General features: G+C 72.5%; 14 protein-coding genes. 5 read left to right on the top strand and 9 right to left on the bottom strand.

Going from position 1 to position 21,292, the window contains the following annotated elements:
- Positions 1-43: 43 nt before the first annotated feature.
- Positions 44-1,615: a cation:dicarboxylate symporter family transporter gene (locus SZ60_RS07025; RefSeq protein ID WP_082059942.1), complete on the bottom strand. Its 1,572-nt coding sequence runs from the start codon at positions 1,613-1,615 to the stop codon at positions 44-46.
- A gap of 173 nt (positions 1,616-1,788) precedes the next feature.
- On the opposite strand from SZ60_RS07025, the gene SZ60_RS07020 reads away from it, so the two are divergent.
- Together SZ60_RS07020 and SZ60_RS07015 are read left to right on the top strand one after the other, a co-directional pair.
- Positions 1,789-3,585, top strand: a complete 1,797-nt coding sequence (locus SZ60_RS07020) for a sensor histidine kinase (RefSeq protein ID WP_043594832.1) — start codon at positions 1,789-1,791, stop codon at positions 3,583-3,585.
- Positions 3,582-4,295, top strand: a complete 714-nt coding sequence (locus SZ60_RS07015; protein ID WP_043594831.1) for a response regulator — start codon at positions 3,582-3,584, stop codon at positions 4,293-4,295. Before SZ60_RS07020 ends, SZ60_RS07015 begins: the two co-directional genes overlap by 4 nt.
- A gap of 141 nt (positions 4,296-4,436) precedes the next feature.
- On the opposite strand, the gene SZ60_RS16410 is transcribed toward SZ60_RS07015, so the two are convergent.
- Positions 4,437-5,204 (bottom strand): hypothetical protein, encoded by a 768-nt coding sequence (locus SZ60_RS16410; protein WP_156155527.1) that lies wholly within the window; start codon positions 5,202-5,204, stop codon positions 4,437-4,439.
- Positions 5,205-5,295: 91 nt separating this feature from the next.
- Positions 5,296-6,459, bottom strand: a complete 1,164-nt coding sequence (locus SZ60_RS16405) for a hypothetical protein (protein ID WP_052505225.1) — start codon at positions 6,457-6,459, stop codon at positions 5,296-5,298.
- Positions 6,460-6,600: 141 nt separating this feature from the next.
- Here SZ60_RS16405 and SZ60_RS07000 point away from each other — a divergent pair, with 141 nt between their 5' ends.
- Positions 6,601-6,957 carry a hypothetical protein gene (locus tag SZ60_RS07000; protein ID WP_043594830.1) on the top strand — a complete coding sequence of 119 codons (357 nt, stop codon included), beginning with the start codon at positions 6,601-6,603 and terminating at the stop codon, positions 6,955-6,957.
- A 62-nt stretch (positions 6,958-7,019) separates the two neighbouring features.
- Here SZ60_RS07000 and SZ60_RS06995 read toward each other — a convergent pair whose 3' ends face one another.
- On the bottom strand, positions 7,020-9,554 hold the full coding sequence (locus SZ60_RS06995; protein ID WP_043594829.1) for a carboxylate--amine ligase/circularly permuted type 2 ATP-grasp protein: 2,535 nt from the start codon (positions 9,552-9,554) through the stop codon (positions 7,020-7,022).
- 98 nt (positions 9,555-9,652) lie between these two features.
- The gene (locus SZ60_RS06990) at positions 9,653-10,309 is read right to left on the bottom strand and encodes a TetR/AcrR family transcriptional regulator (protein WP_043594828.1); all 657 of its coding nucleotides are present in this window, start codon (positions 10,307-10,309) and stop codon (positions 9,653-9,655) included.
- Positions 10,310-10,384: 75 nt separating this feature from the next.
- Between SZ60_RS06990 and SZ60_RS06985 the strand changes: the two genes are divergently transcribed.
- The gene (locus tag SZ60_RS06985) at positions 10,385-11,917 is read left to right on the top strand and encodes an MFS transporter (protein ID WP_043595025.1); all 1,533 of its coding nucleotides are present in this window, start codon (positions 10,385-10,387) and stop codon (positions 11,915-11,917) included.
- An 89-nt stretch (positions 11,918-12,006) separates the two neighbouring features.
- Here SZ60_RS06985 and SZ60_RS06980 read toward each other — a convergent pair whose 3' ends face one another.
- Both SZ60_RS06980 and SZ60_RS06975 read right to left on the bottom strand, forming a co-directional pair.
- On the bottom strand, positions 12,007-14,514 hold the full coding sequence (locus tag SZ60_RS06980) for a glycoside hydrolase family 65 protein (protein WP_043594827.1): 2,508 nt from the start codon (positions 14,512-14,514) through the stop codon (positions 12,007-12,009).
- On the bottom strand, positions 14,511-15,341 hold the full coding sequence (locus SZ60_RS06975) for an HAD family phosphatase (RefSeq protein WP_082059941.1): 831 nt from the start codon (positions 15,339-15,341) through the stop codon (positions 14,511-14,513). Before SZ60_RS06975 ends, SZ60_RS06980 begins: the two co-directional genes overlap by 4 nt.
- A 325-nt stretch (positions 15,342-15,666) precedes the next feature.
- Here SZ60_RS06975 and SZ60_RS06970 point away from each other — a divergent pair, with 325 nt between their 5' ends.
- Positions 15,667-19,101 carry a DEAD/DEAH box helicase gene (locus SZ60_RS06970; RefSeq protein ID WP_052505224.1) on the top strand — a complete coding sequence of 1,145 codons (3,435 nt, stop codon included), beginning with the start codon at positions 15,667-15,669 and terminating at the stop codon, positions 19,099-19,101.
- Positions 19,102-19,190: 89 nt separating this feature from the next.
- Here SZ60_RS06970 and SZ60_RS06965 read toward each other — a convergent pair whose 3' ends face one another.
- On the bottom strand, positions 19,191-19,490 hold the full coding sequence (locus SZ60_RS06965; RefSeq protein WP_043594826.1) for a putative quinol monooxygenase: 300 nt from the start codon (positions 19,488-19,490) through the stop codon (positions 19,191-19,193).
- 98 nt (positions 19,491-19,588) lie between these two features.
- Positions 19,589-21,244: a molybdopterin-dependent oxidoreductase gene (locus SZ60_RS06960; RefSeq protein WP_369700698.1), complete on the bottom strand. Its 1,656-nt coding sequence runs from the start codon at positions 21,242-21,244 to the stop codon at positions 19,589-19,591.
- Between the last annotated feature and the right edge of the window lie 48 nt (positions 21,245-21,292).

Raw genomic sequence — 21,292 nt, 5'->3', positions numbered from 1 at the left:
GCGTACGGGGGTCTCGGCGACTTCCTGGGGTCCGACGGAGGTGCTAACCCCGACGGGGCTCGTCGTCCGCGGCGGCGTCGGCGAGGTGCTCGTCGGCGCGGCGCCCGTCGGTGCCGACCATGGCGTGCAGCGAGCCGGTCGAGATGCGGTCGGGCGAGGTGCCCTCGAGCGAGCCCAGCCCACCCGTGCGGCCGTCGAGCAGACGCGCGGCGGCCGGGTCGGCCGAGCCGGCGCTCGTGTCCGAGCCCGAGCCCGAGGAGGCGCCGTGATCGTCCGCGTTCATGGTCGCCTCGTCGAAGGGCGCGCGGCCCGACAGCACGGTCTCGACGCGGTCCTTGTCGATCTGCTTCGTCCAGGTGCCGACGAGGATCGTCGCGACGGCGTTGCCCGTGAAGTTGGTCAGGGCGCGCGCCTCGGACATGAACCGGTCGATGCCGACGATGACGCCGACGCCGTCGACCAGGTCGGGGCGGTGTGCCTGCAGGCCTCCGGCCAGGGTGGCGATGCCGGCTCCGGTGACGCCGGCGGCGCCCTTCGAGGCGATCATCATGAACAGCAACAGCGAGACCTGCTCGCCGACGTTGAGCGGCGTGCCCATGGCGTTGGCGATGAACAGCGACGCCATGGTCAGGTAGATCGCCGTGCCGTCGAGGTTGAACGAGTAGCCGGTGGGCACGGTGATGCCGACGACCGGCTTCGAGACGCCGAGGTGCTCCATCTTGGCGATGAGCCGGGGCAGCGCGACCTCGCTCGACGAGGTCGAGACGATGAGCAGGTACTCGCGGCCGAGGTACTTCATCACCCGGAAGATGTTGACGCCCGTGACGAGCTTGAGGATCGTGCCGAGCACGACGGCGACGAACAGGATGCAGGTGATGTAGAAGGCGACCATCAGGGTGCCGAGCGCGACGATGGCGGCGACGCCCGTCTCGCCGACGACCGCCGCGATGGCACCGAAGGCACCGATCGGGGCGACCCACATGATCATCGCGAGGATGCGGAACACCAGCACCTGCAGGTTGCGGACCCCCTCGAGGATCGTCGTGCCGCGGTCGCCCATGCGCTGCAGGGCGAAGCCGACGAGCAGCGCCACGAACAGCGTCTGCAGGATGGAGCCGCTGGTCAGCGACGACACGAGCGTCTCGGGGATGATGCCGAGCAGGAACCCTGCCGTGCCACCGGCCTCCTCGGCGGCGGGGGCCTCGTATCCGGTCGAGCCGATCATCAGGCCCTCGCCCGGGTGGATCAGGTTGCCGACCACGAGGCCGATGGCCAGGGCGAAGGTCGACATCGCGATGAAGTAGCCGAGCGCGAGCCCGCCCACCTTGCCGACGGTCGCCGCCTTGGCGATGGAGCCGACGCCGAGCACGATCGTGCAGAAGATCACCGGCGCGATCATCATCGAGATGAGCGACACGAAGGCGGTGCCGATCGGTTTCAGCTGCACGGCGACCTCGGGTGCCGTGAGGCCGACGACGATGCCGGCCGCGACGGCCACGATCACCGCGATGTAGAGCCAGTGCGAGCGGTCGATCCGGCGCCGGGCGCGGACGCCGCCCGTCGTCGTCGTTCCGCCGGGGGTGGGGGTCTGCGGGCCCTTGTGCGTCTTTGCCATGGGGGTCTTCCTCGAGCTCGTGACCGGCGGCGTCGTCGTCGACGGTCGTGCGGGGTTCGTCGCCGTGACTCTCGCCGGTCGCCGGGTGGGCGTCGACGTTGTGGTCATACTGGTCGCGCCGATGGTGCGTCATGATGGACCCCGGCCGCAGCGCAGCGAGGAGCCCGCCCGAGATGACCGTCGACCCCACCCGGTGGAGCATCGCCACGCGGCTCTTCGCCCTTCTCGTGGTCTTCGTCGTCGCCGTGACCCTGCTGGCGACGGCCTGGACGATCCGGTCGGCCCGCGACGACGCCGACCGCTCGGCCGCGCGGGCCTGCCTGGCGCTCGCCACCTCGATCGCCGACAACCCCTACGTCGTCGACGCGCTCGGGACGTCCGACCCGAGCGCCCGTCTGCAGCCCTACGCCGTGGCCCTGATGAGCGACACGTCGACCGACTTCGTCACGATCATGCGACCCGACCGCACCCGTCTGACGCACCCCGACCCCGACGAGATCGGCCGCCCGTTCGTCGGCACCATCGCCCCGGCCCTCCGCGGGCAGTCGTTCACCGAGACCTACGCCGGCACCCTCGGCCCGTCGGTGCGCGCGGTCGTGCCGATCGAGAGCGACGGCGAGGTCGTCGCCCTCGTCTCGGCCGGGGTCACGGTCGACACCATCACGCAGTCCGTCGGTGAGCGTCTGCCCCTCGTGTTCGCCGCCGCGGGGGCGACCGTGCTGCTCGGCGGCGTCGTCTCGTGGCTGCTCAGCCGGTACCTGCGGCGGGTGACCTGGGGCCGCGGCCCCGAGGAGCTCGCGCGGATGTTCTCCTACTACGAGGGGGTGCTGCACTCGGTGCGTGAGGGGCTCGTGCTCGTCGACGATCGAGGCCGCCTGACGCTCTACAACGACCAGGCGGCCGAACTGCTCGACCTGCCCACCGGGGGCATCGCCGCTCCCGTCCCGCTCGCCGAACTGCAGCTGCCCTCCTCGCTGGGCGAGCTGCTCGCCTCCGGACGCCGCGCCTCCGACGAGGTGCACGTGACCGACGACCGAGTGCTGGTCGTCAACCAGGAGCTCACCGAGCCCACCGACGGCCCGCCCCGCCCGTCGCCGGCGACCGGACGAGGACGCGTCGTCCCCCCAGGAGGCGCGGTGCCGTCAGGAGGCGCGGTGCCGTCAGGAATCGCGGTGCCGGTGACCGGCGCGGCCCGCCCGCACTCCCGCCGAACGCTCGGGACGGTGACGACGCTGCGCGACCACACCGAGCTCACCCATCTGACGGGCGAGGTCGAGACCATGCGCACCCTCTCGGACGCGCTGCGCTCGCAGACCCACGAGTTCTCGAACCGGTTGCACACGATCGTGTCGCTGATCGAGCTCGGGCGCGGCGACGAGGCCCTCCGCTTCGCGGCCGACGAGCTCGAGCTCGGTCAGCGCCTCGTCGACCGGGTCGTGGCCTCGATCGACGAGCCGACGCTCGCCGCCCTCCTGCTCGGCAAGGCGGCGCAGGCCCGCGAACGGTCGATCGAGCTGCGCGTCGACGTCGAGCCCGACCTCGGGACGATCGACGTCGAGCCCGGGGACCTCGTCACGATCCTGGGCAACCTCGTCGACAACGCCTTCGACGCGGTCGCGCCGACGCTCGACGCCGCCGCTCTCGATCCCACCGGCCGCCCGGCCCGGCCGCCGCGGGTCGAGGTGACCGTCGCCCGGGTCGAGGGCGGCGTCCAGTTCGACGTCGAGGACGACGGTCCGGGGCTGGACGACGTCGAGCTCGCCTTCCGCCGGGGGTTCAGCACGAAGCCCGCGGCGCCGGGCGGACGCGGCATCGGCCTCGCGCTCGTCCGTCAGGCCGTGGGGCGGGTCGGAGGTCGACTCGACGTCGCCACGGGAACCGACGGGACCACCTTCTCGGTGCTGCTGCCCGACCGGCGGCCGGACGACGTCGACACCGCCGCCCGACGTCGTGGTGGGGTGCGGTCGTGACCGGCGCCTCCTCGTCCGTCGACCGGGTTCGCGTGCTCGTCGTCGAGGACGAGCCCCTGACCGCGGAGGCGCACGTCGCGTACCTCGATCGGCTGGACGGCTTCGAGGTGGTCGGTCGGGCACGGGACGGACGCGAGACCCTCGACGCGGTCCGCACGCTCGGCGGTCCTCACGGGCGCGGTCTCGACCTCGTCCTGCTCGACATGAACCTGCCCGACACGCACGGCCTGCAGCTCTGCCGGGCCCTGCGCGCGGCGGGGTCGACGGTGGACGTCATCGCGATCACGGCCGTGCGCGACGCCGCCGTCGTGCGGACGGCGGTGTCGCTCGGCATCGTCCAGTACCTCATCAAGCCGTTCACCTTCGCGACCTTCGCCGACCGGCTCGGGGCCTACCGGTCGTTCCGTGAGTCGCTCGCGGCCGGGCAGGGTCAGGTGACCCAGTCGGACGTCGACTCGGGGTTCGCCACCCTGCGACAGGCACCGGCACCCGCGTTGGCCAAGGGCCTCGCCCCGGCCACGCTCGAGCAGGTCGTCGCGGTGCTGCGTCGAGGCGGGTCGCCGTCGGCGGGCGAGGTGGCCGACGTCGCCGGGGTGTCGCGGGTGACCGCGCGCCGGTACCTCGAACACCTCGCCGACACGGGGGCGGCGACCCGCGAACCCCGGTACGGCAGCCCCGGCCGACCCGAACACGGCTACCGCTGGAACTGACCGGATGCCGTGCGGATCGCCCGAGGACGAGAGGGTTCGGCCACACCGGGCGGGTTCGGGGGAACCGGACGGTCGTCACGGACCGTTCTCGCCGAACTCGCCCGGGATGCCCGACGGTCTCGACGGGCCGACGCCCTGAGCTCAGCGCCGGACGAGCCGTGCGATCTCGGGCAACGCCGCGAGGGTGCCCGATGCGCCGTGCTGGTCGGGGTCGAGTGCGAGCCGCTTCAGCCCGGCTCGGGTGTACGTGCCGACGTCGGCCACGAAGTCCGCGGGCGCGCGCCAGACCAGCCGGTCGGCGGACGACGCGTCGAGGCCCCGGGCGAGGGCCGCGTCCCGGGCGCGGTCGGGCGAGGTGAAGGCGAGCAGGGTGGGTGTGCCCTCGTCCACGACGGCGAAGGGCCTCGAGGCCCCGGCCGTGCCGCGGTCCACGAACCACCAGGCCTCGAGCCGGAACGCCGAGCGCCACAGGGCGACCGGGTCTTCGACCACGACGGCCGTGGTCCGCTCCGGCGTCGCGTCGACCACGGGAGGCGGGACGACGAGCGGTGCCGTGCTGCCGGGAGCCACCCGAGGAGGCGCGGGCCGCGTCACCGGCATCGGTGCCGCCGGCGGGGCGGCCCGGTCGACGACCTTCTCGAGCCGGGCTCGACGGCGCTGCCCCAGCCCGATCCTCACGAGCACGACGCCGCCGGCGACCAGGACGGCGACGACGGCGAGGGCGACCACGACGTCGACGGACGACTGCCGGCCGGGCGCCACGAGCCCGACGAGCAGCACCGACGCCCCGATCGGCGACCCGACGACGGCGATCGCGAGCAGCACGACTCCCCAGGTGAGTGCTGCGGTGCCCGACGGGCCGCGACGGCTCGACGGACGGCGGGGGTCGGACGGGTCGGGGCTCGGCATCGCCCCAGCGTAGGGCGGCCGGCCGGGTGAGGCCCGGGTGCGGCGGCGGTGCCCGATGCGACCCCGCCGCGGCTCCGCGATGGCCTTCCGTTCACTCGGCCGCGCGGGACCAGCCGAGTCCGCGGTCCTCGACCAGGCGGCGCAGCACCACGGTCATGGCGGCGAAGTCCTTCGACCCGAGGGCGTCGGTGAGGACCACGTAGGCGTGCGCGGCGTCCGCCGGCGACGACGGCGTCGCGCGGGTCGGGTCGACCAGGCGGGTCGTCCCCTCGCTGCCGGCGTGACGACGCACCTCGTCGTGGTCGCGCAGGTGGAAGTTGACGAGCCGCTTCCCGTCGCCGATCGCGAACAGACGGGCGACGATCGACAGCCGCCGAACAGACCTCCCGCCGGCACCGGCCAGGGGGCCGGCCGGCCCGTCGACCCAGCTCACCCGGGTGACCGAGTCCCACGGCACGACGACGCTGCCGTCGATGACGACGGCGGACGCGTGGACCGACAAGGACGGCCGACCACGGCGACGCAGGGCTCCGACGTACTCGGAGAACGTCGCGATCGGCAACAGCGTCGGCAGGACCCAGAGGGCGACCACGAACCAGAGCAGCGCGGTGCTGGTGACGGCCCACGTCACGAGGACGGCGAGCAGGGCGAGGGCGAGGAGGACCCCGATGCCCGAACCGACCAGCTGACGCCGGAGCCGCCGGCCGTCGTGGGCGACGACGAGCACCGGCGCGTCCGTCGGGCGGGCGAAGCGATCCGGACCGGCCGGCGGCGTGGCTGTCGAGCCGTTCGCGTCCGCTGCGCGCCGCGCCCGCCGGTCCGCGCCGAACCTCCGCATGGCGTCGAGTGCACCCAGGGGTGCGTAGGGCCCCTTCCCCTCGACGTCGAAGAGGACGCCGAACACGCCGGTGCGCTCCCGCACGACGGCATCGTCGACGAATCCGCCCGACGGCAGCGCGAGGAGCCTGCCCGCCTCCTCGTCCGACAGGCCTCGCGCGAGGCCGTGCTGCCGCGCCCGCTCGGGCGACGTGAAGGCCAGGACCATCGGACGTCCGTCGACGTCGGTCACCAGGGGCTGCACGTCGGGCAGTTCGCCCCGGGCGATGAACCACCAGCGGTCGAGGGCGAAGAGCGCGTCCCAAAGGTCGGCCTGGGCGTCGGTGTCGTCGATGCCCCGCAGTTCGGACACGCGGGTCAGCTCGTCGATCCATTCGCTCGTCACCCGCATCTCGTCTGCCGAGGGTGGCGGGGTCATCGGGACGCCGCTCGAGTCAGGCGGAAGGGTCTGTTCACTCACGGGCCCAGCGTAGGGGAACGACGCAGGTGGGCGAGAGATCCTCATGGCCTACCGCTCCGGGTGATCGACGGAGCCGCGAGTCGGCGTTACGCTCCGACCATGGCCGACACGCGTGGACCCCAGATCGTCCGAGGCGACCCCGAGGTGACCCGGGCGACGCTCGACCTCAAGCTGCCGGTGGCGATGCTGCCCGGTCTCGTGCGCCGGGCACTGCAGGCGAGCCCGACGTTCTCGTTGGGCGACGCCGACGAGACGGGGGCCACGCTCCTGCGCCGGTCGGCCTCGGCGGGTGGCGCGGACGCCGTCCGCCTCGACTTCACCGCGTCCGAAAAGGGCAGCCGGGTCTCGGCCGAGGTCCACTCCCCCGGCGGCACGATCGGCACGTCGGTCAAGCGCCGCGACGACGACACCACCGCCCTGTTCGAGGCGATCGCGAAGGCCGCCGGACCTTTCTGACCGGTGCCGGAGCACGGGACGGCACCGCGCCTCCCGACGTCTTCCGATGTCTTCCCGGCGACTCAGTCGCCGACGATCCAGGTGTCCTTCGCGCCCCCGCCCTGCGACGAGTTGACGATCATGCTGCCCTCGGGTGCCACGCGGGTGAGCCCCAGGTCCGCCAGCACGCTCTCGCCCGCCCCGGTGCCGGTGAGGTAGACGAAGCAGCGCAGGTCGACGTGCCGGGGCTGCAGGCCGGTCGCCGTCAGGGTCGGGTGCGACGACAGCCTCACCACCTCCTGCGCGACCCAGCCGGACGGATCGCGGGCGATCTCGGCCCGCCGCTCGGCCACGACCGCCGCACTCGCCGAGGGCCCGATCAGGACGCCCCGGCCGCCCTCTCCGTCGACCGGCTTCGTGACGAGCTCGCCCACCCGGTCGAGCACCGCGAGCCGCTCGGCCGGATCACCCGTCCGGTAGGTCGGGACCGACTCGAGCAGCGGACGCTCGCCCAGGTAGTACCAGATGAGGTCGGGCACGGCGCAGTACATCGCCTTGTCGTCGGCGAGCCCGTTGCCGGGGGCGTTGGCCAGCACGACGCCGCCCGCCGCCGCCACGTCCATCAGGTGTTCGCCGAGCAACGGGTCGTGCGGCGCGTGGACGTCGACCAACTCGCGGTCGAGCCGCAGGTAGAGGGCGTCGACGACGGCGCCGGTCCTGCGGTCGACGACCCGCGCCTCCTGCACCTCGACGTCGTCGGCCCGCAGCAGCAGCAGTCCCGCGCCCTCGGCGAGGGTGCGGTGCTCGTACCAGGCGGGGCTCGTCGGGCCCTCGCTGAGGACCGCGCCGACCGAGTCGCCTCCGCCCCGAGGAGGCGCGGCGTGCGCCAGGAGCGTCGCCCGCAGCACCGCGAACACGCTCGTCGGGTCGAGCAGCCCCGCCGGCCGCGGAGCGTCCGGCACCACCTCGTCGAGCAGCCGCCGCACCGCGAGCGAGAACGCGGCCCCGCTCGGCGCCCGGACGTTGTCCTCGAGCACCCGCCAGCCACCCAGCTCGTCGCGCACCAGGTCGAAGCCCTGCACCGCCGCCCGCACGGCGTCCGCGGGCAGCCGGGTGGCCTCGTCCCGCCAGCCCGCCGCCCCGACGACCTGCTCGTGGGTCAGCACGCCGTCCGCCACGACCCGACGCTCGCCGTAGGCGTCGCGCAGGAACGCCTCGATCGCCCGGGCCCGCTGTGTCAGACCCGCCTCGAGCCGGCTCCACTCGTGCCGTGTGACGATGCGGGGCACGAGGTCGCAGTGGAACGCCCGGTGGTCGCCGCCCACGCCGAACCCGAGACCGGCCCGCTCGCACCAGGCGTCTCGCGCGACGGATCGGGCGTGCGCCTCGGTCGCGCCGAGCTCCTGGAAGAACCCGGCGACGTCGCGGTAGGCCGGGCGCGGGTGCAGTCCCGGGCCGATCGCCTCGTCGCCGGCGCGGAACCGGTACCCCACGAGGGTCGGCGTGGGGGCGTCGAGACCGGCGGCGGGGCCGTGCGTCTCGCGGACGACCAGGTCGACCACGTCGTCGAGCCGTCCCCGCTCGGCGAAGGCGGCGCGCTGCCGGTCGGCGGAGTTGCCGCGGGCGAGCGTGGCCTCGGCGAGGTCGCTCACGGTCTGCCAGTCGCCGAACTCCTCGAGCTGGGGACGCAACCGGGTCACGAGCTGCCGGACGGCCTCGGCCGCCGGCAGCCGCGACGGATGCGGTTCGAGGTCGAGCAACTCGCCGCCGAGCCCGCTGCGCGCCGCCTGCCACATCGCGGCGCGGTGCAGCGGGGCCGCCCGGTGCTCGGCGGGGCGACCGGCCTCGACGTCCGTCTCGGCCCGACGCACCGCGGCACGGTAGAGGCCGGCGATCAGCACGGCGTCGTCGACCAGGGGGCAGGCGTCGCAGGTGCGCAGCTCGAGGGTGGGCGCGTGGCTCGACGGTCGGACGTCGAAGTAGGCCATCCCGCTGTCGGCGATCACGCCCGATCCGATCAGGTCGGCGAGCAGCCGGTCGTACTCGGCGGCGTCGGCCAGCGGCCCGGTCGCCCCGGCGCTCGGCCACCGCTGCCAGATGAGCGAACGGATGCTCGCGTAGCCGGTGTCCTGCCCGTTCCAGTAGGGCGAGCTGGCGCTCAGGGCGAGCAGAGCCGGCAGCACGGGGGCGATGCGCCCGGCGATCTGCACGGCGAGGTCGCGGTCGGACACCCCCACGTGGATCTGCAGTCCGCAGATCAGCTGCTCGTCGACGAGCAGGCGGTACTGCTCGTGCATGCGCCCGTAGCGTCCGGTCGTCGTCAGTTCGAAGTCGGCGAACTCGCTGCGCGGGGCCGTGCCGACGGCGCCGATGGCGAGCCCCTCGGCGGTGGTCACCTCGACCAGGTCGCGACGGAGGGTGAGGATCTCGCGCCGCAGGTCGTCGAGCGTGGTCACGACGGGCACGTTGGTCTCGATCGTGGTGCGCTGCAGCTCCGCCCCGTAACGGTCGGCGGGCAGCCGGGTCAGGAGGTGCGGTGCCCGAGCCGACAGACGCCCCGTCTCGAGGTCGATCAGGTGCAGCTCTTCTTCGGCCCCCAGCGTCAGCTCTGCGCTCATGCCTGCACAGTACGGGCGCGTCCCGGTTCTGCCCGCCTCTTCATGAGGATTTCACATGAACGGAAAACGAGGAGGCGCGGCCCCGGTCGGCCGCGGAATCAGACCCGGGTGGTCTGGCGCACCCCCGCAGCGGGCAGCAGCACACCGTCGATGAGCCCGACGAGGTAGTCGCGGTCGACGGGCTTCCGCAGGACGAGCACGCGGTACGACACCATCGACGGGGTGACGAGGGCGAGCGCCTCGATGTCGGTGTCGGCCGCGATCTCGCCTCGCTCGAGGGCCCGGCGCAGCAGCAGCCGGTTGGCCTCGGCGCGGGGCTGGACGATCGCGGCGTCCACGGCCTCGGCGAGCTCGGGCGTGGTCGAGAGCATCGTGACGACACCCGCCATGACCCGCATCTTCTTCTCGGCGTCGTCGATGCTGTGCGGCTTGATCATCGCCACGAGGTCACCGCGCAGCGTGCCCGTGTCGGGCAGTCCGTCGAGGTCGACGGCTCCCTGCTTCAGGCAGGCCACCGCGTCGACGACGAGCTCACCCTTGGACGCCCAGCGGCGGTAGAGCGTGGCCTTGCCGGCCTTGGCACGGGCGGCGACCATCTCGATGGTCATGCCCTCGAAGCCGGTCTCGGCGAGCACGTCGATGGTGCAGCGGAGGATCTCGGGGTCGCGACTGTGGTCGCGCTTGCGACCCGGTCGCGAGGGGGTCGCGGGGCCGGTCTCGGCGGGCGTCGTCGCCGCGCCTTCCCTGTCGGTCATGGGGGTGACTCTACATCGGATGTTTACGAAACTGCCTGTATCCGAAACTAGCGGGACTCGTATATGCTCGCGCTCATGTCTCAGGCCTCCACCTCCCCTGACGGCGCGACCCGCGCCTCCTCGTCCTCCCCCACCCCGCCGCCGTCCCGGCGCTGGTTGACCCTGACCACCGTCGCCCTCGCCCAACTGATGGTCGTCCTCGACTCGACCGTCGTGAACATCGCGCTACCCGCCGCCCAGACCGACCTCGGCTTCTCGGACGGCGACCGGCAGTGGATCATCACCGCCTACTCGCTCGCCTTCGGCAGCCTGCTGCTCGTCGGCGGCCGCGTCAGCGACCTGATCGGCCGCAAGCGCACGTTCATCATCGGCCTGATCGGCTTCGCCCTGGCCTCGGCCCTGGGCGGCGCGGCCGGCACCTTCGGGCTGCTCGTCTTCGCGCGCGCCCTGCAGGGTGCGTTCGGCGCGCTGCTCGCTCCGACCGCCCTGGCCGTGCTGACCACGACCTTCACGATCCCGAAGGAGCGCGCCCGCGCCTTCGGCGTCTTCGGCGCGATCGCCGGCGCCGGCGGGGCCATCGGCCTGCTGCTCGGCGGGTTCCTCACCCAGTACGCCTCGTGGCGCTGGAACCTCTACATCAACGTCGTCATCGCCGCCGTGGCGATCGTCGGCGCCGCGATCTTCGTGTCGCACGTCACCCGCACCGGCCCGCGCCCGAAGCTCGACGTGCCCGGCACGCTGCTCGTCTCCGGCGCGCTCTTCTCGCTCGTCTACGGCTTCTCGAACGCCGAGACCCAGGGCTGGGACTCGCCCTTGACCTGGGGCTTCCTGGCGGCGGCCGTCGTGCTGCTGACCTCGTTCGTGGCGTGGCAGCGCCGTGCCGAGCACCCGCTGCTGCCCCTGTCCATCGTGCTCGACCGCAACCGCGGGGCCGCCTACGCCTCGGTGACGATCGCGGGCGCCGGCATGTTCGGCATCTTCCTGTTCGTGACGTATTACCTGCAGACGTCGCTCGGCTACACGCCGACGAAGACCGGCCTGGCCTTCCTGCCGATGATCGCGATGCTCGTGCTCGCGGCCCAGTTGTCGACGAACATCTTCGTGCCGCGTTTCGGCCCCAAGATCATGGTGCCGTTCGGCATGACCCTCGGCGTAATCGGCATGCTGCTGCTGACCCGGCTCGACCTCGAGAGCCTGTACGCCGCCAACGTGCTGCCGGCCTTGATGGTGCTCGGCTTCGGCATGGGTTCGATCATGCCCGCGTCGATCCAGACCGCCACGCTCGGCGTCGACCGCGGCCACGCGGGCGTCGCCTCGGCCATGGTCAACACGAGCCAGCAGGTCGGCGGGTCGATCGGCACGGCACTGCTCAACACGTTGGCGGCGACCGCCGCGGCGAACTACGTCGCCGATCACCTGCCGGCGACCGGAGCCGTCGCGGCCGAGGCCGCCGTCACCGGCTACGCCACGGCGTACTGGTGGGGAGCCGGATTCTTCGCCGTCGGCGCGGTCATCGCGGCCCTGCTGTTCCGTCGCCGCGTCCCGCAGTCGGACGACGTGGACGCGACGACCTCGCCCGCCGTCGACGCACCGGTCCCCGTGCACTGACGCGACCCCCTCGCACGGACGACCCGCGCCTCCTCAGCCCTCGGGGGCCGGGGAGGCGCGGGTCGTCTGCGCGACGGACGTCGCGTCGGTCAGGACGCGGCTTCGTCCTCGTCGTAGCGGTCGACGCTGATCGTCGGGATCGACGCCGTGATGACCGAGCCGTCGGCTCGCATGAGCCCGCGCAGGTCACTCGTCGTGGGGACGCGGGTCGTGATGCGCGGCCCCTGACCCTCGAGGGCCACCCGCACCGGAGCCTCGGGGGTGACCCGGAACTCGTCACCGCGGACGGACAACGTCACGGCGTCGCCCGTCTCGACGGTGAAGACGATCTCGTGCTGGGCGAGGTCGACGCGCACCCGGCTGCCCTTGATCGCGACGCGGAACGAGAGTTCTTCCCAGTCGGCCGGCAGGCGCGGGTCGAAGGTGATCGAGCCGAGCCAGTCGCGCATGCCGCCGTAGCCGTTGACGAGTGCACTCCAGATGCCACCGGTCGACGCGACGTGCACGCCGTCCGAGGTGTTCTTGTGCAGGTCGGCCAGGTCGACGTACAGGGACGACAGGAAGTACTGCTGCGACAGCTGGTGGTGGCCGACCTCGGCCGCGATGATCGACTGCACGACGCCGGACAGGGTCGAGTCGCCCGTCGTCAGCGCGTCGTAGTACTCGAAGTTGCGCAGCTTCTGCTCGGGCGTGAACTCGTCGCCCTGCAGGTACAGCGCGAGCACGACGTCGGCTTGCTTGAGCACCTGGAAGCGGTAGATGACCAGCGGGTGGTAGTGCAACAGCAGCGGACGCTTGTTCGCCGGGGTGGCCTCGAGGTCCCACAGCTCTTTGTCGAGGAACTGGGCGTCCTGCGGGTGGATGCCCCGGTGGTCGTCGTACGGGATGTGCATCGCCTCGGCGGCGAGCTGCCAGCCCGTGATCTCGTGCTCTTCGAGGCCGAGGCGGTCGACCATCCGGTCGAACGCGACGGGAGCGTCGTCCTTCAGACGGGTGACCGCCCGGACGGCCGCCCGCAGGTTCGCCCGCGCCATGACGTTCGTGTAGAGGTTGTCGTCGACGACCGTCGTGTACTCGTCCGGCCCGGTGACGCCGTCGATGTGGAACCGCTGGTCGCCGTTCGAGCGCCAGAAGCCGAGGTCGGCCCACAGGCGCGCGGTCTCGACGAGGATGTCGACGGCACCCCGCTGCAGGAAGTCCTCGTCGCCCGTCGCCTGGACGTACTGGCTCAGGGCATGGCTGATGTCGGCGTCGATGTGGTACTGAGCCGTTCCGGCCGCGTAGTAGGCGCTCGACTCGAGCCCGTTGATGGTGCGCCACGGGAAGAGGGCACCTCGCTGGTTCAACTCGACGGCCCGGTCGCGAGCGGCGTCCAGCATGCCGAGACGGAAGCGCAGGGCGTTGCGGGCGACGTTCGGCGACGTGTAGGTGAGGAACGGCAGGACGTAGATCTCGGTGTCCCAGAAGTAGTGCCCACCGTAGCCCGACCCCGTGACGCCCTTGGCCGCGACGCCCTGACCGTCGGTGCGGGCCGTGGCCTGGGCGAGCTGGAAGAGGTTCCAGCGGATGGCCTGCTGGATCTCGGGTTGGCCGGCGACCTGGACGTCGCTGCGCTGCCAGAAGTCGTCGAGCCAGGCGCGCTGGTGCTCGAAGATCTCGGCCGTGGGCGTCTCGGCCGCCCGGTCGAGGGTGCGGTCACACCGGTCGGCCAGTTCGCGAGGCGGCACGCCCCGACTCGTGTGGTAGGTGATCGTCTTGGTCAGGCGGACCTTCTGGCCGGCCTGCGCCTTGACGCGGTAGACGTGCTTGGCGATGTCGTCGTCGATCTGCGACGACTGGTCCCACTCGGCGTCGGTCTCGATGCGGTGCTCGGCACCGACCGCGATCGTCATGCCCGAGTTCGTCGTGCGGTAGCCGAGCACGGCCCGCGCGCCGCCGTTGCGGTTGAGCACGGGCTGAAGGACCCGGTCGTCGAACGACTCGGCCTTGCGCGGGTCGAACGCCTCGGCCGCGGCGCGCATGCCGGCGTGGTATTGATCGCCCATGTCCTGACGGTTGAGGATCTGGCTCGAGATCAGCAGCGACGCCGACGAGTCGAGCATCGTGACCTCGTACTCGATGACGACGAGGTGGCGGTCCTCGAAGCTGACCAGGCGACGACTGGTGACCAGGACCCGCTTGCCCGAGGGGGTGCGCCAGTCGATCTCGCGGGTGAGGACGCCGTCGCGGAAGTCGAGGCGTCGCGTGTGGCGGAGGATGTCGGCCTCGAACAGCACGAACGGCTCGTCGTCGACGTAGAGGCGGATGACCTTCGCGTCGGGCACGTTGACGATCGTCTGGCCGACCCGGGCGAACCCGAAGGCCTCCTCGGCGTGCCGGATGGGCCAGGTCTCGTGGAACCCGTTGACGAAGGTGCCGAACGCGTGGCCGCCGCGACCCTCGTCGGGGTTGCCGCGGAGGCCGAGGTACCCGTTGCCGACCGCGAACACGGTCTCGGTGAGGCCCTCGTCGCCCTGGACGTACTCGTCCTCGACGAAGGCCCATTCGTCGACGGGGAACCGCGAGCGGTCGAGCGGGTCGGACGTGATGTGGTTCACGACTGTGCCTCCGTGGTGCCGGTGGTGCTGCTGCTGGTCGAGGGGGTGTCCGGTGTCGCCTGGTCGGGATTCGGAGCCGAGGAGGCGCGGGTTCGGTCGAGCGCACCGACCAGCGTGCCGAGGTCGTCCACGACGAGGTCGGCGCCGAAGTCGAGCAGGGTCTGCGCGCCCGTGCCGCGGTCGACCCCGAGCACGAGGCCGAAGGCACCACGACGACCGGCTTCGACACCGGACTGCGCGTCTTCGACGACCACGCAGTCGTCGGCGGTGAGGCCGAGGCGGCGGGCGCCCTCGAGGTACGTGTCGGGGGCCGGTTTGCCGGCGATGCCCTCGTCCGCGGCCACGACGCCGTCGACGATCACGTCGAACCGGTCACGGAGACCGGCGGCCTCGAGCACGGGCACGGCGTTGCGCGAGCTGGAGACCACGGCGACGCGGACTCCCTCGGCGACGGCCCGGTCGAGGAAGGCCACCGACCCCGGGTACGGCGTGACGCCGTTCTCGGCGAGCTCGGCGGCGAAGGCCGCGTTCTTGCGGTTGCCGAGTCCGCAGACGGTCTCGGCCTCGGGGTCGTCGTCGGGTGACCCCTCGGGCAGGACGACGTCGCGGGCGGCGAGCATCGCCCGGACACCGTCGTAACGGGGCCGACCGTCGACGTGCTCGAAGTAGTCGGCCTCGGTGTAGGGCGCGAGGTCGTGCGCGGCGAAGTAGTCGCCGAAGAGGCGGGCCCACGCGCGCATGTGGACCTCGGCGGTCGGCGTCAGGACGCCGTCCAGGTCGAAGAGCAGGGCGCGGAGGTGCGAGAGGCGCGAGGCGTCGCGGGGCATGGCGGAGGACACGGGGTGCCGATCCCTTCGAGCGTGGGGGCAGGGTGAGCGGCACCGGGGCGACGACGGCCCGGTGCCGGTGAGGCGGGAACGTTTCGGGGCAGGGCGATGGTGCGGGGCAACGGGACGAGCGGGGGTGATGCGAGCCAGCTGCTGCGCCGACGAGGTGGTGCGGGAAGTACCGCACGGCTCAAGTGTGGCACCGCTCCGCCCGGACACCTAGCCACCCGACCGGGGTGTGGAGCAGCCGAGCCCTGGGGACGGGACGACGGGACGGGTCACCCGGCCCTGTGGACGGCGCCACCACCTGGGGAAGGAGCCCGAGGTGTCGGCGGCGGCTGACATCATGGGCGGCATGGACCTGGGCGACGAGTTCGACGTGCACGGCGGCTTCCCGGCCGGCGACGGCGACGCCGACGGCCCCGTCCACTCCGCGGCCGTGCCGCTGGTCGACGCCGTCGACGTCATCCGGCTCGTCGGGCCGCGCGCCTTCAACCGGGCGAAAGAATACGTCCGCGACGGAGCCGTGCTCGACACCGTCTGGCACCCCGCGGACGAGCGCCTCGAGGGCACCGTCCGAGGTGCCGAGTCGACGCCCTACCGGGTCGTCGTCGACCTGCGGGCGACCCGCGGCGAGTACAGCCGACCTGTCCGCAGCCGCTGCACCTGCCCGATCGGCAGCGACTGCAAGCACGTCGCGGCGACGCTGTTGCAGAGCAACTCCCGAGCCGTGGCCGATCGCAGCACTGCGACACCCACCGTCGACGACCTGACGACCGGGGGCGTGACCGCGCTGGGTGCTGCACGGCCCGGCACGGGCGGGAGCGACTGGCGGTCGACGGTGGGGGCGATCGGGCAGCCGACCCGCGCCTCCTCGGTCCGGACGACGCGCATGGGGCTGCTGTTCGAACTGCGCGACCGGGCTCACTCGACCCGAGGACGCGCGGTCGCGCCCTCCGCCCGGCGACGAGGCGGACCGACGGTGCAGCGACTCGGCGTGCGGCCCGTCACCCTGAGCGGCACGGGCAACTGGGTGCGGGGCAACCTCACGTGGTCGTCGTTGCCGTACCAACTGAACCGGCTCGCCATCGAGCCCGAGCAGCACGCCTGGTTCGGCCAGTTCGCGGCGCTGCACCGGTCGGCCGTCTCGACCTACACGCCGGGCGACGCCGACTGGCTGTTCGTCGACGACTTCGGCAGCCCCCTGCTCTGGCCGTTGTTGGCCGAAGCCGAGCGCCTCGGCATCGCTCTCGTGACGGGCAAGCGTTCGACCGACGTCGTCGTCGGCGACGAGGCCCGGGTGACCGTCGACGCCGTGCTCGGCGACGACGGCTCGATGCTGCTGACCGCCGGGGTCACCGTCGACGGAGTGGCCCGTCGCGCGGAGTCGACCGGCGTCATCGCCGACCACGGGGTGTGGTGCGTCGCCCACGAACCCGCGCTGACCTTCACCCTCGCGCCGACCGCGGCTCCGCTCGACGACGAGCAGCGCCGACTGTTGACCGTCACGCCCGAGGTGGTCGTGCCGGCCGCCGACTCAGCCGAGTTCCTGCGCGACTACTACCCCACCCTTCGCCGACGCGTCGACGTCGTCAGCTCGGACGCCTCGATCGAGTTCCCGACGATCGTGCCGCCCGTGCTGACCCTCACGGTCGCCTTCGAGAAGGGGCAGGCGATCCGCCTGACGTGGGGGTGGACCATCGACGGCACGCTCCGGCCGCTGACGGCGCACTCCCCCGTCCCCGACCTGGGCGAGCTCGACGTCGTCCCGCGCGATCAGGTGCTCAAGGGGGTGACCGCAGCCGAGTTCGCGACCGGCACGCTGCCCGCCCTCGAGGCGCGAACCGACCTGCAGGTCGACCTCGTCGGCACCCGGCCCGACTATCGCGAGCTGACCGACGAGCCACGCCTGACCATCACCACGATGCCGACCGACAAGCGCGACTGGTTCGACCTCGGCGTGCTGGTGACCGTCGAGGGACGGACCGTCCCCTTCACGCCGCTCATCACCGCCCTCGCGAAGGGGCGGAAGAAGCTGCTGCTGGTCGACCACTCGTACCTGTCCCTCGACCACCCGGCCTTCGACGAGCTCAAGAGACTGATCGACGAGGCGTCGGCGCTCGACGAATGGCAGGTGGCTCCGCGCATCAATCGCTACCAGGCGAGCCTCTGGTCCGAGCTCGACGAACTCGCGGACGAGACCGTCCCCGCCGCCGAGTGGCAGCAGGCGGTCGGCGGGCTGCTGGCCCTCGCCGACGCCGGTGGGCTCGAGGCCGCCACGGCGATCCCCGTGCCGAGCGCGGTCGACGCGACCCTGCGCCCGTACCAGCACGAGGGGTTCGCCTGGCTCGCCTTCCTCCACGACCAGGGGCTCGGCGGCGTCCTGGCCGACGACATGGGGCTCGGCAAGACGCTGCAGACGCTCGCGCTCGTCGCGCACGTTCGCGAGACCGAACGAGCCAGGGCCGCCGACGTCGCCGCCGACACGGCGACGTCGGACGCTCCGAGCACCGCGCCCGCGCCCTTCCTCGTCGTCGCCCCGACGTCGGTCGTGTCGAACTGGGTGGCCGAGGCCGCTCGTTTCACCCCGGGGCTGGCCGTCCGGGCCGTGACCGCCACCCAGGCGAAGGGCGGGCGCGGGTCGGTGCACGACCTCGCGCAGGGTGCCGACGTCGTCGTGACCTCGTACGCGCTCTTCCGCCTCGACTTCGCCGCGTACCAGACCGAGGGCTGGGCCGGGTTGATCCTGGACGAGGCGCAGTTCGTCAAGAACCGTGCGTCGCAGGCCCACCGGTGCGCGGTCGACCTCGACGTGCCGTTCAAGCTCGCGATCACCGGCACGCCGCTCGAGAACAGCCTCACCGACCTGTGGTCGCTGCTGCACGTGGTGGCGCCCGGCCTGCTCGGCAGCGGAGTCCGGTTCGCCGACGACTACGTCAAGCCGATCGCGACGGGTGAGGCACCCGAGCTCCTGCAGAAGCTCCGCAAGCGCATCCGACCGTTGATGATGCGCCGCACGAAAGAGCAGGTCGCCTCCGACCTGCCGACCAAGCAAGAGCAGGTGTTGCGCGTCGACCTCGACCCCGCGCACCGCGACCTCTACGACGCCTTCCTGCAGCGTGAGCGGCAGAAGCTGCTCGGCCTGATGGACGACCTCGACCGCAACCGGTTCATCGTCTTCCGGTCTCTCACCCTGCTGCGCCTGCTGTCGCTCGACGCCTCGCTCGTCGACGAGGCCTACGCCGACATCCCCTCGGCGAAGCTCGACCAGCTGCTCGACGAACTCGAGGACGTGGTCGCCGAGGGGCACCGCGCCTTGATCTTCAGCCAGTTCACGACGTTCTTGCACAAGGTCGCCGCCCGGCTCGAACAGCGTGGAGTCGCGTTCGAGTACCTCGACGGGTCGACCCGACGTCGGGCCGAGGTGATCGACCGGTTCAAGACCGGCACCGCACCCGCGTTCCTCATCAGCCTCAAGGCGGGCGGGTTCGGGCTCAACCTCACCGAGGCGGACTACGTGTTCATCCTCGACCCGTGGTGGAACCCGGCCACCGAGGCCCAGGCGGTCGACCGCACGCACCGCATCGGCCAGACCGACAACGTGATGGTCTACCGGATGATCGCCAACGACACCATCGAAGAGAAGGTGCTGGCCCTCCAGGCCCAGAAGTCGCAGCTGTTCGACGCCGTGATGGACGACGACGCCGTGTTCAGCGCGGCGCTCACCGCCGACGACATCCGCGGCCTGCTCGACGCCTGACGCGGGTCGGTGTCGTGTCGCCCGACGGGGACGGGCGAGTTCGACGACCGCGCCCGTCGAACGCGCCCGTCGTCGCGGGAGGACGGGCGTCAGGCCAGCGGCACCGTCTCGGCGAAGGTGCGGGTGGTCGGCGGGGCGAGCAGCACCTCGGGCAGGCGGTTGGCCCCCTCGGGAGTGGCCCGCCACGCGACGTAGGCGTCGTGGTCGGCCGACGACGCCCAGGTCTCGACGACGATCATGACCGACGGGTCGGCGTCGTCGATCAGCACCTCGAGCCCTTCGCAGCCGGGCCAGGCGCGCGTGGCGACGAGGGTCTCGCGAGCGATCTCGTGGGCGAGGTCGAGCCGGGCGGGGTCGACGTGGATCTCGAGGTGGACGGTGGTGGGCATGGTGGTTCCTTCGATCGGGCGGCGACCCCGGGAGCGGGTCGCGCGGCGGACGGGCCGCGACCTCCCACCCTGGCACCCGCGCCTCCTCGTCCGCCGGGTCAGGCGACGTCGACGGTCACGCGGTGCCACCCCTCGGCCCCGTTCGGAGCCGGCTGGACGTACGCCTCGGGCTGCCAGGTGCCGTCCGCGCCCTGCGCCCGCACGTCGATGGTGTGCGACCCCGATCCGGCCGACCCGGCGTCCCAGCGGTAGACCCACTGGCGCCAGGTGTCGGCCGACACCGAGTCGGCCAGCGTCGCGTCGAGCCACGAGCCGCCGTCGACGCGCACCTGGACCGCCTCGACCCCGGTGTGCGGCTGCCAGGCCACGCCCGCGATCGACACCGTCCCCGCGTCCACCGATCCCCCGTCACGGGGCACGTCGATGCGCGACTCGAGCTTGACCGGCCCCAGGGCGTCCCAACCGCGGGGCGTCCAGTAGCCCTCGGCGTCCGCGAAACGGGTGACCTCCATCTCGACGACCCACTTGGTCGCCGACACGTAGCCGAACAGGCCGGGCACGACCATCCGCACCGGGAAGCCGTGCTCGATCGGCAGCGGCTGGCCGTTCATGCCGACCGCGAGCAGCGCGTCCGTGCCCTCGTCCTGCAGCACGTCGAGCGGGGTGCCCGCCGAGAAGCCGTCGATGCTGCGCGAGAGCACCATGTCGGCGCCGCCGTTCGGGCCCGCGCGCTCGAGCAGCGAGCGGATCGGGTAACCGAGCCAGAGCGCGTTGCCGATGAGGTCGCCGCCGACGTCGTTCGAGACGCAGCTGAGGGTCGCCATGTGCTCCTCGAGCGGCAGGGCCAGCAGCTCGTCGAACGTGATCGACACCTCGCGGTCGACCAGACCGTGGATGCGCAGGCTCCAGTCGGCCGGGTCGATCGAGGGCACCTGCAGGGCCGTGTCGATGCGGTAGAAGTCGGCGTTGGGCGTCACGTACGGGGTGATGCCGTCGACGTCCAAGGAGGCGCCGGCCGGCACCGCGGCCTCGGTCACGCTCGCGCGGGGCAGCGTCAGGGCACGTCGCAGCGCCGCCGCGTTCGCGCGGCCCGCGTTCACCACGCGCGCCCCCGTGCCGACGACGACCGCGGCCACGCCGGCCACCACCGTGTAGGTCAGGAACGACCGGCGCTCGAGTCCGGGCCCGCGCAGCGGCGGGACGGGCTGCGTCTGCTCGGCCCACCCGGGCGACGTCGAACGGACCCACCGACGGAGGCGCGAGGCGACCTTGTCGACGAGCAGCACGGCCGCGAAGGTGCCGACGAGGCTCGGGATGGCGTCCACCTGGCCGGCGTCCGCGCGGGTCAGGACCGCGATCACGGCGAGCGCCCCGCCCGCCACGAAGGCGATCTTGCCGATCGGCTGACGGCGGTACTCGCCGTAGCCGGCCGCGCCGGTGATGACGACGAGCAGCACGCCCATCAGCACGAAGAGGGCGACCTTGTCGCCGGTGCCGAACAGCGACACCATCGTGTCCTTGACGCCGGCGGGGGCGAGGTCGATGACGGCGGAGCCGACGGCGAAGAGCGGGCTGCCGGTGGGTCCGGTGACGAGGGCGACGACCTCGGCGGCGGCGAGGAACGCGGCCATCGACACGACTCCGGCGAGTGCGGCCCACAGTCCGGCGGCGCGGGGGGTCATCGGGTCGCCGGGCCCGGGCGAGGGGACGGGGCCGGGCGTCGCCGACTCGGGTGGGGACAGGCGGACCGACATGGGCTCAGGGTACGACGCGTGGCTCGGGAACGGCCTGCGTCCCCGGGT

This window comes from Frigoribacterium sp. MEB024, assembly GCF_000878135.1.
GTDB lineage: Bacteria > Actinomycetota > Actinomycetes > Actinomycetales > Microbacteriaceae > Frigoribacterium.
Note: the sequence above shows the minus strand (reverse complement) of the source record. Positions and strands in the feature narration are given on the sequence as shown.

Excerpts from the sequence above, each read along its gene's own strand:
- SZ60_RS06995 (WP_043594829.1), bottom strand. The coding sequence starts at position 9,554 with ATGAGCGCAGAGCTGACGCTGGGGGCCGAAGAAGAGCTGCACCTGATC.
- SZ60_RS06985 (WP_043595025.1), top strand. The coding sequence starts at position 10,385 with ATGTCTCAGGCCTCCACCTCCCCTGACGGCGCGACCCGCGCCTCCTCG.
- SZ60_RS07020 (WP_043594832.1), top strand. The coding sequence starts at position 1,789 with ATGACCGTCGACCCCACCCGGTGGAGCATCGCCACGCGGCTCTTCGCC.
- SZ60_RS16410 (WP_156155527.1), bottom strand. The coding sequence starts at position 5,204 with ATGCCGAGCCCCGACCCGTCCGACCCCCGCCGTCCGTCGAGCCGTCGC.
- SZ60_RS07000 (WP_043594830.1), top strand. The coding sequence starts at position 6,601 with ATGGCCGACACGCGTGGACCCCAGATCGTCCGAGGCGACCCCGAGGTG.
- SZ60_RS06990 (WP_043594828.1), bottom strand. The coding sequence starts at position 10,309 with ATGACCGACAGGGAAGGCGCGGCGACGACGCCCGCCGAGACCGGCCCC.
- SZ60_RS06960 (WP_369700698.1), bottom strand. The coding sequence starts at position 21,244 with ATGTCGGTCCGCCTGTCCCCACCCGAGTCGGCGACGCCCGGCCCCGTC.
- SZ60_RS06965 (WP_043594826.1), bottom strand. The coding sequence starts at position 19,490 with ATGCCCACCACCGTCCACCTCGAGATCCACGTCGACCCCGCCCGGCTC.
- SZ60_RS07025 (WP_082059942.1), bottom strand. The coding sequence starts at position 1,615 with ATGGCAAAGACGCACAAGGGCCCGCAGACCCCCACCCCCGGCGGAACG.
- SZ60_RS06975 (WP_082059941.1), bottom strand. The coding sequence starts at position 15,341 with ATGCCCCGCGACGCCTCGCGCCTCTCGCACCTCCGCGCCCTGCTCTTC.
- SZ60_RS16405 (WP_052505225.1), bottom strand. The coding sequence starts at position 6,459 with ATGACCCCGCCACCCTCGGCAGACGAGATGCGGGTGACGAGCGAATGG.